Source organism: Nitrospira sp. ND1 (assembly GCF_900170025.1).
Classification (GTDB): Bacteria; Nitrospirota; Nitrospiria; order Nitrospirales; family Nitrospiraceae; genus Nitrospira_A.
Map to the genome: position 1 here is coordinate 1279353 of NZ_FWEX01000006.1, position 13483 is coordinate 1292835.

11 protein-coding genes are annotated in these 13483 nt (G+C 60.1%); all 11 read right to left on the bottom strand.

Annotated features, from left to right (window positions below; genetic code table 11):
* Nucleotides 1–7: 7 nt before the first annotated feature.
* The 11 genes from NSND_RS10740 to exbB all read right to left on the bottom strand — a co-directional run bounded on the left by NSND_RS10740 (nt 8) and on the right by exbB (nt 13429).
* On the bottom strand, nt 8–1282 hold the full coding sequence (locus NSND_RS10740) for an efflux RND transporter periplasmic adaptor subunit (protein WP_080879002.1): 1275 nt from the start codon (nt 1280–1282) through the stop codon (nt 8–10).
* Between the two features lie 65 nt (nt 1283–1347).
* Nucleotides 1348–2565, bottom strand: a complete 1218-nt coding sequence (locus tag NSND_RS10745; protein ID WP_080879003.1) for a PepSY-associated TM helix domain-containing protein — start codon at nt 2563–2565, stop codon at nt 1348–1350.
* Between the two features lie 182 nt (nt 2566–2747).
* Nucleotides 2748–3203, bottom strand: coding sequence for a hypothetical protein (locus tag NSND_RS10750; protein ID WP_235000227.1), 456 nt, complete (start codon nt 3201–3203; stop codon nt 2748–2750).
* 189 nt (nt 3204–3392) lie between these two features.
* Complete coding sequence (locus NSND_RS21835; RefSeq protein ID WP_200810519.1) at nt 3393–5471, bottom strand: TonB-dependent receptor; 2079 nt, start codon at nt 5469–5471, stop codon at nt 3393–3395.
* Between the two features lie 287 nt (nt 5472–5758).
* The gene (locus NSND_RS10760) at nt 5759–6157 is read right to left on the bottom strand and encodes a hypothetical protein (protein ID WP_080879005.1); all 399 of its coding nucleotides are present in this window, start codon (nt 6155–6157) and stop codon (nt 5759–5761) included.
* Nucleotides 6158–6335: 178 nt separating this feature from the next.
* The gene (locus NSND_RS10765) at nt 6336–8669 is read right to left on the bottom strand and encodes a TonB-dependent siderophore receptor (RefSeq protein ID WP_080879006.1); all 2334 of its coding nucleotides are present in this window, start codon (nt 8667–8669) and stop codon (nt 6336–6338) included.
* Between the two features lie 229 nt (nt 8670–8898).
* A complete protein-coding gene (locus tag NSND_RS10770) occupies nt 8899–9282 on the bottom strand; it encodes a hypothetical protein (RefSeq protein ID WP_080880858.1) in 384 nt (127 codons plus the stop codon).
* A 209-nt stretch (nt 9283–9491) separates the two neighbouring features.
* A complete protein-coding gene (locus tag NSND_RS10775) occupies nt 9492–11867 on the bottom strand; it encodes a TonB-dependent siderophore receptor (protein WP_143833512.1) in 2376 nt (791 codons plus the stop codon).
* Nucleotides 11868–12092: 225 nt separating this feature from the next.
* The gene (locus NSND_RS10780) at nt 12093–12491 is read right to left on the bottom strand and encodes a hypothetical protein (protein ID WP_143833513.1); all 399 of its coding nucleotides are present in this window, start codon (nt 12489–12491) and stop codon (nt 12093–12095) included.
* A gap of 148 nt (nt 12492–12639) precedes the next feature.
* Nucleotides 12640–13014, bottom strand: coding sequence for an ExbD/TolR family protein (locus NSND_RS10785; protein ID WP_080879008.1), 375 nt, complete (start codon nt 13012–13014; stop codon nt 12640–12642).
* Nucleotides 13004–13429, bottom strand: a complete 426-nt coding sequence (gene exbB, locus NSND_RS10790; RefSeq protein WP_080880860.1) for a TonB-system energizer ExbB — start codon at nt 13427–13429, stop codon at nt 13004–13006. The genes NSND_RS10785 and exbB overlap by 11 nt, the downstream gene beginning before the upstream one ends.
* Nucleotides 13430–13483 lie beyond the last annotated feature (54 nt).

Here is a 13483-nt window from a genome sequence, read left to right on the forward strand (position 1 = left end):
TGCAGCCTTATAACGTCCGCCGCCGGATGGTCACCGGGGCACCGGCCCGCAGGTCGGCCGGCGGCGCCACGACGACCTCATCGGCCTGAGTCAACAGGCCGTGAACGGCTTGTATCGGCCCCGAGGTCGAGACGGCCTCCACCACGCGTTCCGTCACCACCGCGTCTTTGACGACGAATACGATCTGACGGCCATCGCGACTCACGACGGCCGTCGGGGGAACCCCCCAGGATTCTCTGTCCTCCTCGACCGATCCGGGCTTCGGCCCGAACGTCACTTTTGCGCTGAGTTCGGCGCGGACCCGTTCATCCAATTCGAGGAATCGCACCCGCGTCAGAATCGTCGCCTTGGCCCGATCGGCAATGGGCATCACCTGGACCACTTCGCCGCGATACCGGTGTCCCGGAACGGAATCCAACTGAATCTCGGCGGACTGCCCGGCCTGGACGCGGTTGATCATGGATTCCGACACCTCGGCATCGACCATCACGGACGCGGGATCGACGATGGTGACGACGGAGCCGCCGGAACGGACCGACGCGGTCATCGGAGAGACGACTTCGCCCAGTTCCGCCAGTTTCTTCACGACAATCCCGTCGAAGGGCGCGCGGATGTTCGTGTTTTCAAGCTGAACCTCGGCCGCTTTCCGTTCCGCTTCCGCCGCCATCACGGACGCTTCGGCCGATCGGACCGCTGCGGCCGCGCGCCGGACTCGCGCCCCGGCGATATCGTATTCCGATTTGGTGATGAACGATTTCTCCAACAGCATCTTCACCCGTTCGAAGTGGAGTGTGGCGTCTTCCAGTTCCGGCTTCGCCGCACCCAGCTGCGCCCGCGCCACGTTGAGCTTCGCCACCATCTGCTGCAACAGCGCATCGATATCCGAATGTTCGAGCCGCGCAATGATCTGGCCTTCCTTCACCGGGTCGCCGACCTTGACCCCGAGATACTCCAGCCGACCCGTGCCTTTGGAAGCGATCAACGCCTGGCGCTGCGCGACGACGTACCCTGTGGCGGCGAGCCCTGAGACGCCGCCTGCCGGCATGCGCACCACCGGGGTCACCTCAACCGCCTCACCGTAGCCGGTGAGACCTGACTTCCAGGCCACAAACGCGCCGCCCGTCACCAGGGTCAGGAGCAGGAGCCACAGCCACCACCGGCCCCGCCCGTTGCGCCGGGGCAGATGCGGTTCAGTTCGCCGGATGGCCAACCCGTCCAAGTCCGCGTCATGAATACTGGGCTTCCTCGGTTCCGGTTGTTCTATCGTCGGTTGTGCAGACACAAGACCTCCATTTTCAGGCGGCTGACACTCTACCGCAGAGAAACGTCACTCCGCACGCACCCCCTTCAGGCCGGACGCATGCGGCGTGCCGACCGCTTTCGCCACCACATCCGCACGCCGGTCACATAGATGACCGGACAGGCCAATCCGCTCAGACAGACCATCAGGCGACCGGGTAATCCGAATGCCTGGCCGGAATGTAACGGCCATTGCCAGTCCGCAAACGTCTCCCCGGCGCTTCGCCGGGTGGCGGGCTCACGCACATCCAGAATGGCGCCGCTGTACTGATCGATACTCACCGTTCGTTCAGACCAGAAGGGGCTGAGGCCCGACACCTCCTTCCGGCCCACCAGATAGATACCCGTCGAATCCTCCGGCATCACGAGACTGTTCAGCACTCCTTCCGGGTAACGAGCCGTCGCAAGCGCCAGCGCCTGCGCGGGAGTGATCGGTTCCCGGCCTTCGAGCGGAATGGACACCGGAGCCTGCTCAGGCCCACGGGTGGCAGGGGACAAGAGCCGGACCACCCACACGAACGGATCGTTCCAGTTCATCCAGACGCCCGAAAGCAAGACCGCGCCGAGCACGAGACAGGTGTAGAGCGAAAAGGTCTTGTGCAGGTCGAAATTCAGACGGACCGGAGTACTGGGCCATCTCAAAACGAAGGCCTGCCGCCACTGGCCGGTGAGCGGCCACCAGGCAATCACCCCGCTGATCAACGACAGCAGCAGGAGCAATGCGCCCACGGCAGCGACGATCAGCCCGTTCTCACCCAGAAACAGCGCAAAATGAAGCTGAAAGACGACGTCCATCAGATAGTGCGGCACCCATTCATAGGCAGCGTAACTGCGGACGCCCGTCACAGCGGCCCGGTAAGGGTCGACATAGATTCGTTGCCAGGCTTTCGACGGATGCTCGGCATAGACCGCAAACACACCGGTACGATTCCGGGGGCCGTACAACTGAACGATCCGGCTCCCCGGTGTCGCCGCCTGCTGAGCTGCAGTCACAATGTCCTGCAGCGGACGAACGGGAGCAGACCCCGGCGACGGCACAGACACCGTCAGCAGGACTGGATTCAGCCACTCATCGATCTCCTGGAAAAATACGAGGATACTGCCGGTCACGCCGAACACCACCAGCAAGGCCCCAACGGATAATCCCAAGTAGAGGTGCACCTGCACCCACCACGTGCGCCACACATATTTCCAGACAGGTCGCGCCTGCGTCTTCCCGGCCTGGTTTCCTGCCAGGGACGCCGGTGCGGCGATCTCTTGCGCCATTGTTACTACTCCAACGAATCGAGCCGGAATGCGCCGCGAGGTTCCTGACGCCGCCACGCGTCCACGCCCTGCCGACCCCACGGGGATGGAGCCTGAGGATAGTGAAACGATCCGGCACAGGACCGCATGAAATGCGACCCGAGCCGGATTGGTGACCGTTCAGAAGCGTTGCGTAACTGGAATCAGGCGATGACAGGAGGAGGGCTACGGCCATGGGCCGCAATCAGCAGTCGGTTTCCATAAGACACCACGAGGAGCAACAGGGGAACAAACAGCGAGACCACGACCGGCAGCAGAGGAACATCGGGCAGGATGAACGCCGTGTCATCCTGCGTAACGGTGCAGGCCCAGTTGATGAGGGGGCCGGCCTCCACCCGGCCATGGTGGCACGGATTCAGGTCTCCCCCGGCGTGGAGATGAAAACTGCGGCTGGTCGGCTTCTCGAAATCGGTAAAACAGGTCACACACACAAAGCCAGCCGCCAACCGGATGGCAACCAGGAGACAGGCAAGTAAGAGCAGGAGCGACGGAGTTCGTCCCGTTCTCCCACGGAGGGACATGAGCCGGAAGATGTCGTTCACCAGACACACTTTCGATGTAGGTTGAGACACACTACCATACGAAACTACTTCCCTCATGTCTACTGCCTCCTGCTCACGCATGCTACATCCGAGGGTCCGTCGCGGAGATGGATGGGCCCCGCACCTGCCGGTCGGCAGGTGCGGAGGCTGAGAGCAGGGCCAGTTATCGCATTGAGGCTTCCTTCAAACAGTCACGCTCCCACCTGAAAAACAGCGGCATTGACGATCGTTGGGCGGAGATCGCAATCAGAACTTCATGTTGTAACCGACTGTCACTACGGTGCCTCGCCCACCCGTAATCCCGGTTCCCACGATTTGTGCCTGCGGCAGAAAATACATCTTGTTCAGAAGATTCTCGACCCCGAGCCGCAGATACCCGGGCCCGGCCTTGATCGTACTGTAGAGATCCACGATCACATAGCTCGACACCGCCAGACCATCCCCGCCGCGTCCCGCCAGAAATGCCTCGTGGGACTGACTGCGCGTTCCGGAGTACAGCATCTGAATGCGATTGCGCCATTGCCACTCCGGCACGGTCTCGTGCTCAAGGTACGCAGTCAATTTGAGCGGCGGAATACGAGCCGTAGTTAGAGGCGTGTAATTCCCATCATTCGTGAGGTCGGCTTTCCCCTTTTGATAGGTCAGGGTCCCGCCGATTCGCAGGCGATCGCTTGGCCGCGCATCCACCGCCGCCTCGATGCCTTCGATGACTTCCGGCACCTGTTGGAGTTGCCCCGTCAGGAGATTGAACACGGCCCCGAATTGAGAGGTGCTGCGGAATAGCGACAAGGAGGCGGTCAAAGGGCTCCACGTGCCGCGAAGTCCAACTTCATAATTCCGCACGCGAATGGCCTTCGGCTTCACCGATTCCAAACTACCCGACGGCTGGAAAGCAAACGAGTCGGCCAGGCTCGGCAGCGAAAAGCCTTCGGAGTAGTTAAAGAACGTGTTGATTTCCTTTGTGAGATCAACCACTGTCCCCGCGTTGAACACCGTGGCGCTGTACCCGACCGTCCCGCCCTGAATGGTGTTCTGAATGAAGTTGATAAAATCCGATGCCTCCAGGCGGACATCTTCGTATCGTACGCCGCCCCGCAGCAGCCATCGCTCATGAGGATGCCACTGCATCCGCGCGAACGTCCCGATATTCCGAAGTAAGGTTTTGCCGGTTTGCTCGACACCGTTTTTCGTGAAGATACGCCCTCCGCTGGCATCGAATTGCGCATTATCGAAGAACGTTGAACGGCTCCCGCCGTTTTCCACGATGTAGTCGGCGCCCCACAGAATCTCAGGATCGCCGTAGAGGGGAATCGGCGTCGTCGCCCAGAACCGACCGCCCCATTTACGCGAGTCCTGCGAGCCTTGCTGGAGAGGTCCTCCGAACGCACGCGCATCCCATGGCTGATACCGGGTCGAATTATTCATGTGAAACAGCTGCGTCTTGATCTGACTTCCCCATAACGACCGGTGCGTGTACTCCAGATTCACATTCGTGTTCTCCCCAAGCTGTTGGTCGTCCAGCTGCATCCCAGATAGATACCGCTGTTTGCTGCGAAAGCAGCCGGGACTCTGCGGAGTAGGGCATACCAAAGAGCCAGCCCCGTCCACGATGAAATCCGAGTGCTGGCGGTGTTGTAGATAGTTCACGGAGAGTTGCAACCGCTGCTCCTCGGTGAACTGATAGCCGATCTTGGCAAACAGGTTATAGGTAGTAGAGTTCGCCACACTCCCGATGCCGCCGCCATGACTGGGCATCGATCGATCTCCCTGGGCATCAAACGTCCCGCCGATATGATTGAATGCGCCGGTCACCACATAGTCGACCGCGCCTTTTTTCCCCGAGACTCCTTGCGTGATGGTGCCGCCGATGCTCTGCCCCGGGCGGCGCGGCGCGATGTTGAGGCTCGTATCGCTCGTATAGACCGGCTTGCCGTCCGTCCCTTTCCTGGTGATGATGTTGACAAGCCCGCCGGTCGCGCCGTTGCCATACACCGCCGTGGCGCCGCGAATCACCTCGATTCGCTCGATCGCGCTCGGATCGATCGTGAACAGATCGCGACCCGTCATCGGACTGGTGTTTTGCGGCACCCCGTCCACCAACACTTGAATGTCACGCCCGCGCAAGGTTTGTGCAAACGACGTGGCGGTGCTCTGCTCCGCCTGGCTGAAGCCCGGCACCAATTTCCCCAACAGATCATTTAACGCTCGCGTGGGCGAAATCGTGTTCTGTTGCTGAATCTGCTGCTCCGTGATGACGGTGACCGACCCCGGAATCGTCGCAATCGACTGCGGTGTGCGCGTGGCGGAGACCACCACTTCAGGCATACCGACCTCCGGTACCGTTTCAGCGTCAGCCGTGGGCGCTGGCAGCGGCTCCGCCGACAATCCAGGCCCTGCCCCCAGTACCCCTAAGACAATACCCATCCCCATGACACATCGAGACAAAACGACGCCTCTCGCGGCGCAGGCTGACCAACGCATGCGTTCCCCTTTCGACCCGATTCATGTAGGTCGCGCAAGAATGACCTCGACACAAATCGCGCAACTAGCCGACGAGCGCAGGCCGTCTGCATGGCAACGGATCGGTCGAGAAACAAGTGACTGTAATTGAATCAGTGCACGAGGAACGGGGGACCGCGGCCATGAGCCGCGACCAGCGGGCGGCCAGGATAGGACCACATCAGCAGGATCAACGGCACGAAGAACGATACAAGGACCGGCAAACGAGGGATTTCCGGCAACACACATGCTGGTTCATCTTTGTTGACCTGACAGGCCCAAGCGGTTACCGGATCGACTTCGACGCGGCCATCGTGACAGGGGGACCGGTCGCCGTCGGTATGTAGATGGAAGGAGCGGCGCTGTGGCTCTTCAAAGTCGTAGAAACAGGCCGCGCAGACCACCGCCGCGATGAGCCGAATGATGATCAATAGGCAGGCCGTGCCGACCGCCAAAAATGACAACCGTCGATCAAGCGGCCTATGGGGGATGAGGCGTACCGGCGAATGCACGAATTGATCTCCGCAGTAATACTGTTCGACTGTACGCAGCCATTCCAAGGCCTGTCTACGGATGCCTGCTCACAGTTGCTACAGTCCGCACCGCGTTCTCGCGGTGCGGACTGCATTCCCCATCGCCGAAACGTGTGACGTCTTTCTTCCCACGTTTCACGATTCACGTTTCACGCCGTCAAAACTCCATCCGGACCGACCCCATGAAGAACCGCGGCACGCCGTAGTAGGTCGGTCCATAGGAAAAGACTTGTCCGATGTAATTCTTGTCGAGCAGATTATCCACGTTCAACTGTGCGGTGTACCGAGCTGTGCCGACACGCCATTGATAACTCGCCATCAAGTTGGTCACGACATATCCCGGTGCCTGCGCCGTTTCACCGAACCCGATCTGGCGCTCGCCGACCCCTTGCACCCCTACTCCGATTCGCAGCCCCTGCAGCCTGTCCTCCTGGAACTGATAGACGGTCCATAGACTGCCGCTGTTGACCGGCGCGTTGTTGAGACGTTTGCCCATTGTTCCCAGATCGGGATCGTCCTTCGTGGTCTTAGCAAAAGGCATATAGGCATAGGCGCCGATGACGCTCCAGCCCGGTAGAATCTCCCCGCTGACATCCAATTCCAAGCCGCGGCTCTCTCCCTCACCCACCGCCCTGGTTCCACCCGAGAAAAAGACCGGCAGGTTTTGCTTGGTCAGGTCGAAGTAGGCCAACGAGCCGACAAACCGACCCCCGAAGAGTTCCGTCTTGGCCCCCACCTCCCATTGTTGGGCCGTTTGCGGCGGCAGCGGTACGAGAGACCCGGCCGTGAACGTGTTCGAGGCCCCGAAGTTTTCCGTATAACTGCCATAGAGCGAAAACTCGGGAACAGGGCGCCACAAGACCCCGGCTCGGGGTGAAATCCGGTCGTTGGTATCCTTGATCGTCGACGTCCGGACCCCTAGGTTCTCGTTGGATGTAGAGGTTTTTGCGTTGTCGTACCGGAATCCCGCCAGGATGTGGATGTGGTAGGGCAACTCGATTTGATCCTGCGCATAGAGGCCGAACCACGGGAGCGACCAATTGAACGTCGTCACGTCGCCGGGCGCGATGACCGGCGGCCCGGCCGTATGAATCGGGTTGAAGAGATTGATCACGTCGTCGGTGCCCGGCGTAAATCCGGCCATCGTCGCGCGGATGTCGCTGTGAAGATAGTCTCCACCGAACAAGAGCGTATGCTTGATCGGGCCGGTCGAGACGTGGCCGGTCAGTTCGAGGGCATTAAAAAAGTTGCGCGTATAGTCCCGGCCATCCGTATTCTGCGCGAAGAAGAATCGACTCACATCCCCGTTGGCCGCGGCATTCCCCACATTCTGCCCGGTCAACGTCAATTGGTGGTTACTGAAATTGAAGCGATGCCGGATCGACCAGGCGTCGTTGAAGGCATGCTCGGTGACCAATGAGACGAGGTGATACTTGTCGTTCTGCAGGTTCCAGCGTTCGCCGAGATTCAGCTCCCGCGCAATGGGGGCGGGACGGTTGCCCAGCAAGGGAATATTCCCCTTTCCGGTGAGCGAAAGATCGCTGTATTCATACTTCAGTGTGGACGTGGTGCGGTCGCTGATGCGCCATCGTACCTGCGGGGAAATAATCAGCCGTTCGTTGCCGCCGAACTGCTGAAACGTCTGGTTTGTTTGATACCCGATATTCAATCGGTAGGACACCGTGTTATCCGCAGTAAGGGGGCCGGTGAGATCGGCGTTGGTCCGATACCAGCCATACGAACCGAATTGCTGTTGGAGCGAATAATTCGGCTGATCCAGCGGTTGCTTGGTCACGAAATTGATGATGCCGCCCGGCTCGGCCCGCCCGTAGAGAATGGAGCCCGGGCCTTTCAACACTTCAACCCGCTCGATATTCGTCAGGTCTTCCGCATGAAAAAACTGTCCCTGGAAAGGATACCCATCGCGATAGAAGTTGAACTGGTCGAATCCGCGCACATTAAATTGCATGTCACCCTCGGCGCCGCTGATCACGCCGCTGACGTTTTTCAACGCCTGGTCGACCCGCACGACCTGCTGATCCCGCATCACCTGCTGAGGCACGACCTTCACCGACATCGGCGTGTCCATGATCGGGGTATCGGTTTTGGTCGCCGTCACGGCGTTCGTCACGCGGTAGGACTCGGCCTGCGCGACCACATACACGGGTTTCACCTCCACAACGGGAGCCTCGCTCGTTCTGGAGGCTTGTGCCTCGGCCGAAGCCTCGGCCGGCAGGGGCACGGGAAGCGGAAGAGGCTGAATCGGCGCAGCCACCTCCTGCCGGCTGGTCTCCTGAACCGAGTCTCCCTGAGCCGATTCGGCGGAGGGAGAACGATGGTCCTGTTCAATCTGGACCGGCTTCTGCGGACCAATGCAGGCCGTCAACAGCACGAGACAGGCCGGTACGGCCAGCCTGCCGATGACCGAGGCCCGCGGTGCGCTATGTGGTTCGGATAGGAATTTTTCCTGGGACGACTCTGCTGACTTCATCGACGACACTCCTCTTCCAGTCCACGCCGGTACGCGGTCGTGAACGCAACTCGTCGAGCCGGGGAGACCGGTGTCGAAGACCGACGCCTGACGCCCAGGGTGTGCGGGACGGTCCACGAAAGACCCGCCCCTTCCGACATCGAGTGATGCCGGTTCCCTGGCGCGCGCATCGCCTCCGATGCAGCGGTCCTGCGGCTCAGACTGAGGTGATATGTATGGGAACCCTGACCTACAAGACGAGGACGCAACGAGGAGGGCCGCGGCCGTGCGGGATAATCGGCGAGCGACTCCCGAACGAGAGACTGAGCGGCAGTAACGGGAGAAAGAGCGACACGACCACCGGCAGGAGCGGAACGTCGGGCAGGATAAAGGCAGACTCATCCTGATTGACTGAACAGGCCCAATCACTCAGAGGGCTCGTTGGAGCCTTACCGTGATGACAGGGAATTCTGTCGCCTCCCGCATGGAGGTGAAACGACCGCGCGGGTGGTGGCTCGACTTCGTTGAAGCAACTGACATGGATGAACCCGGCCACGAGACGAATGCCGATCAGGAACAGGGCAAGCAGCACGACATCGCGCGATGCGCGGCCCTGATATCCCGGAAGATGCATGAATCGACAGACCTGTTTCACGGGCAGTCTCGAGAAAAGTAAGGGGCCTCACCCTACGGAACGACCGGGAGAATTGTCTACAGACGCCTGCTCACCGTTGCTACAGTCCGCACCGCGTTTTCGCAGTGCGGACTGGGCTCTCCGCCGGAGGCTCGTGAAACGTACGATGTGCGCTTCAGTTCACGTTCATCATGTCACCTTTCACGCCTCTAGAACTCCATCCGGATCGACCCCATGAAGAAGCGCGGCATGCCGGGCATGATGAAATACGGCCCTCCGATGGTGCCGGCATAATAGGTCTTATCGAACAGATTGCTGACATTGAGCTGAGCCGTCATTTTGGTCATCCCCATCCGCCATTCGTAGCTGGCCATGGCATTCGCGATGGCATATCCCGGGAGTTGAAAGAGATTCCCGGCATCGCCTTGCCGTTCTCCAGCCGCCTGCATCCCCGCTCCGACCTTGAGGCCACGCAGCTTCACGCCTTGGAGTTCCTCATCCTGAAACGCGTAGGTGGTCCAGAGACTGCCCATGTTCCTGGTCGTATTGAACAGCCGATTACCCGTATTGCCAGGGGTGGGATTGCCGCTCCCATCGTCGCCCACATCGTTGGTGACCTTGGCAAATGGCATGTAGGTATAGGAGGCAATGGCGCTCCAGCCCGGCAGAATTTCGCCGCTGACATCGAGCTCGATGCCGCGTGTCTGCGCCTCACCGATCGCACGGGAGAAAAGCGTGCCTGGCACGGGCACAGCAATATTCTGCTTGGTCAGGTCGAAGTAGGCCACGGTCGTTCTCAAGCGGCCGTCAAAAAACTCCGTCTTAACGCCCGCTTCAAATTGCTGCGCCGTTTGTGGAGGCAGCGGCTGCCGACTTGCATCGAAGGCATTCTGGAGTCCGAAGTTCTCCGTGTAGCTACCATAGAGCGAGAGCCAGGTCATCGGTTGCCACACCAGGCCGACCCGCGGAGACAGGCGATGGTCCTTTCCGGTTTTCTCGTTCAACACGGTGTCATGCGACACGGCATCATCGTATCGAGCACCCGCGAGCGCATGCAGGTTGAAGGGCAACTTGACCTGATCCTGCACATAGACTCCGTGCCACGACCGAGACGACCCGAACGGGCCGTTATCGGGGATTTGATCGAGACTCGGGATCCCCAGGCCATAGACCGGATTGAACACATTGATCGGGAAATTGGATGCCGGATCGGTATCACAGCATTTGGCCACGCTATATTTGTCGGTCTGATACAGAAAATCGTACCCGAACAACAACGTGTGCTTGACCAGGCCTGTATCGAAATGACCGATCAGGTTGAGGGAGCTTTGATAGCGATTTTCCTGCTGCCCCGGCGGAACGTCGGCCAGAAAGCGCTGAACGGTGCCGTCCGGTTGAACGGAAGTAAACGGCACGATCTCTCGATGGCCACGGCCGTGAATGAACTCCCCGGATAGCCGATGGGTGATTTTCCAGTCGTCATTAAATTCGTGCGACCAGTTGAGGCCCGTGAAGAACCGTTCATTGGCGCTTTTGCTGAAGCTCGGCTCATCCAAGTACCGACTGATCGGAATCGGAGCCGGACGGTTGCCGAGCGCCGGGAGGAGGCCATCCGATTTCGTATTGATGTTGTGATACTCCATCTCAGCCGTGATCTGCGTGCGGGGACTAACGTTCCATTTCACGACCGGGGCAAAGAAGATCGTCTTCCGATCGACGAAGTCTCGGAACGATTCCGAGTTCTCATAGGCTAAATTGAACCGGTAGAGGAGACTCCCGTCTTTGGTGAGTGGGCCGGTCGCATCGCCGGTCGTCCGGAAGAAATTATACGACCCGATTTGCTGTTGGAACGAATAGTAGGGCGTGGCCTGCGGCTGCTTCGTGACCACGTTGATGATGCCTCCCGGGTCCGCCCGGCCATAGAGAATCGACGCCGGTCCTTTCAACACTTCCACCCGCTCGATGTTCGAGGTTTCGACCATGTTGTTGGTCGGTCTCAATACACCGTTTCGATAGTACGCCAAGGAGTCGAAGCCCCGGATCATGTAACTGTCGGTCCCCTCGATCGAGCTCGGGAACACGCTGACGCCGCTCACGTTCTTCAGCGCGGTCTCCAAACGCACAGCCTGCTGGTCCCTCAAGACCTGCTGCGGGACGACCTGCACCGAATAGGGCGTTTCCATGATCGGCGTGTCGGTCCTCGTCGCCGTGGTGGTACGGTCCACCTTGTAGGATTCTTGCTGCGCCACGACATAGACCGGTTTGACGTCCACCACCGGCACCTCGCCACCCGTCGGCGCCGCGGCCTGAGTCGGCGCCTCCGCCATCGGCGGGACGGGAAGTGGCACAGGGGGCACTCCGGAAGGCGGTGCCTCAGCCGAAGCCGCTTCGGGGACGGTGGACGGTTCTGTCGCTCCTCCAGACTGAGCTGCGGGTTCTTGCGCCCGTTGAGTCGGCACCGGTTTATGCGGCCCGATACAGGCCGTGAATGTCATCATGATGGCGCAGGCGGCGGCGATCCGGCCGACCGGCCCCAAACTTCGACAAGGGCGATGTACTTCTTGCACTGATTCGACTGACTTCATGACAAGACTCTCCTCCCTGTTCACGCCGGCATGCGGCAATAACAGGCTGACATAGCGCCGGCGGACCGGGACTGGGTCCGCGACCGGGCCTGCGGGGGAACGGCGACAATCTGCGAGCAGACCGCGCCCGCTCATATCGCAAGATATGAGCGCCACGGCACAGGCATGGCCCCGGACTCAACCGATGGCGGCTTGTGTTTCGTTGTGACGGTGTTAGGTACTGGGCTAGCAGGCGCTGAGGGGAGGACCGCGGCCATTGGCCGTAATCGGTATGAGACTACGATAACTGATCAACAGGAACACGAGCGGGACGAAGATCGACACGACGACCGGCAAGCGGGGAATCTCCGGCAGGACAAACGCCGATTCATCTTCGTTGACGGAACAGGCCCAGACGATCCACAGGCTGGCCGGAGCCAGCCCATGGTGGCATCGATCACGATCCCACCCGCTATGGAGATAGAAGGCCCGCGTCTTCGCCTGCTCCCAATCGGTAAAGCAGGTCGAGCAGACGATGCTTGCCGCGAAGCGAATGCCGATGAGCAGGCAGGCAAGCAGCGCAACCAGCCGAGGGGTCCGGCCGGATCGATCGGTCGCATGCATGGCGCGAAGAAACTCGTTCACGGAATAGTCCTACAGAAAAAAGGAGAGTAGCCTACGACACCGCGTAGGAAATGGTCTACAGACACCTGCTCACGGATACTACAGTTTCAGACCCTGAAACGTCAGACGCGAAAGGTTTAAAGTGAGCGACCTTCGGACACGTGACATCTCACCACTTCATCACCTCCAGACTCACCTGTTGGAATCCAAGTCCACGGATGCGATCGACGACGGCGACAAATCGTTCCAGTCGGGTGACCTTGTCTGCCCTGACCAGGACAGGAGATTGGCGTGAATGGGTTGCCAGGGCAGTATCCAGTTGTTCGTCGGTGATGGCCCGATCCTCCACGAAGACCGTGCCCTCTGCCGTGACCGTCACGACAATCGGCCGGTCCTGCCGGTCGCTCGAAGTCGAGGCTTTGGCAAGATTGACCGGGATCTGTCCCGTCGTGATGAACGTCGCGGTGGTCAGCACGATCACGAGCAGCACCAGCATGATATCGACCAGCGGAATCACATTGATTTGATCGACCTCACGCTCCATGGTACGCCTTGTACTGCGCGAGCAGCTCGCTGACGCGCCGCCGGAGCACGTTGTTCATGACGACGCAGGGAATCGCGACGACCAGTCCTGCCGCGGTCGCCTTCAACGCGAGACTCAAGCCGATCATGATCGTGGTGACCGCCAGCGCGCCGGACGTCCCCATCGTGTGGAACGTGAGCATGATGCCCAATACGGTGCCGAGCAGGCCGATGTAGGGTGCGTTGGCCGCCACGGTTCCGATCACCACCAGCCGTTTGGTCAACGCGATTTCACATGCGTCGAGCGACGGGTACGCATGCACATCGATCCGCCGGTAGCACAACCACCGCTCGATCGCCACCGCCACCGCCCAGAAACTCAGCCCGATCAACAGGCCGATCACACCGTACTCCACCAGTTCCTTCATGCCTTCCACGATCACCCCCCTGACGTGTGACGTCTTACCGTTCTCGTCTCACCGTTACTGGCT

Bases quoted from the DNA above. Each gene is read 5' to 3' on its own strand.
- NSND_RS10765 (WP_080879006.1), bottom strand. From the start codon at position 8,669: ATGAAGTCAGCAGAGTCGTCCCAGGAAAAATTCCTATCCGAACCACAT.
- NSND_RS21835 (WP_200810519.1), bottom strand. From the start codon at position 5,471: ATGCCTGAAGTGGTGGTCTCCGCCACGCGCACACCGCAGTCGATTGCG.
- NSND_RS10745 (WP_080879003.1), bottom strand. From the start codon at position 2,565: ATGGCGCAAGAGATCGCCGCACCGGCGTCCCTGGCAGGAAACCAGGCC.
- NSND_RS10775 (WP_143833512.1), bottom strand. From the start codon at position 11,867: ATGAAGTCAGTCGAATCAGTGCAAGAAGTACATCGCCCTTGTCGAAGT.
- NSND_RS10770 (WP_080880858.1), bottom strand. From the start codon at position 9,282: ATGCATCTTCCGGGATATCAGGGCCGCGCATCGCGCGATGTCGTGCTG.
- NSND_RS10750 (WP_235000227.1), bottom strand. From the start codon at position 3,203: ATGAGGGAAGTAGTTTCGTATGGTAGTGTGTCTCAACCTACATCGAAA.
- NSND_RS10785 (WP_080879008.1), bottom strand. From the start codon at position 13,014: ATGGAGCGTGAGGTCGATCAAATCAATGTGATTCCGCTGGTCGATATC.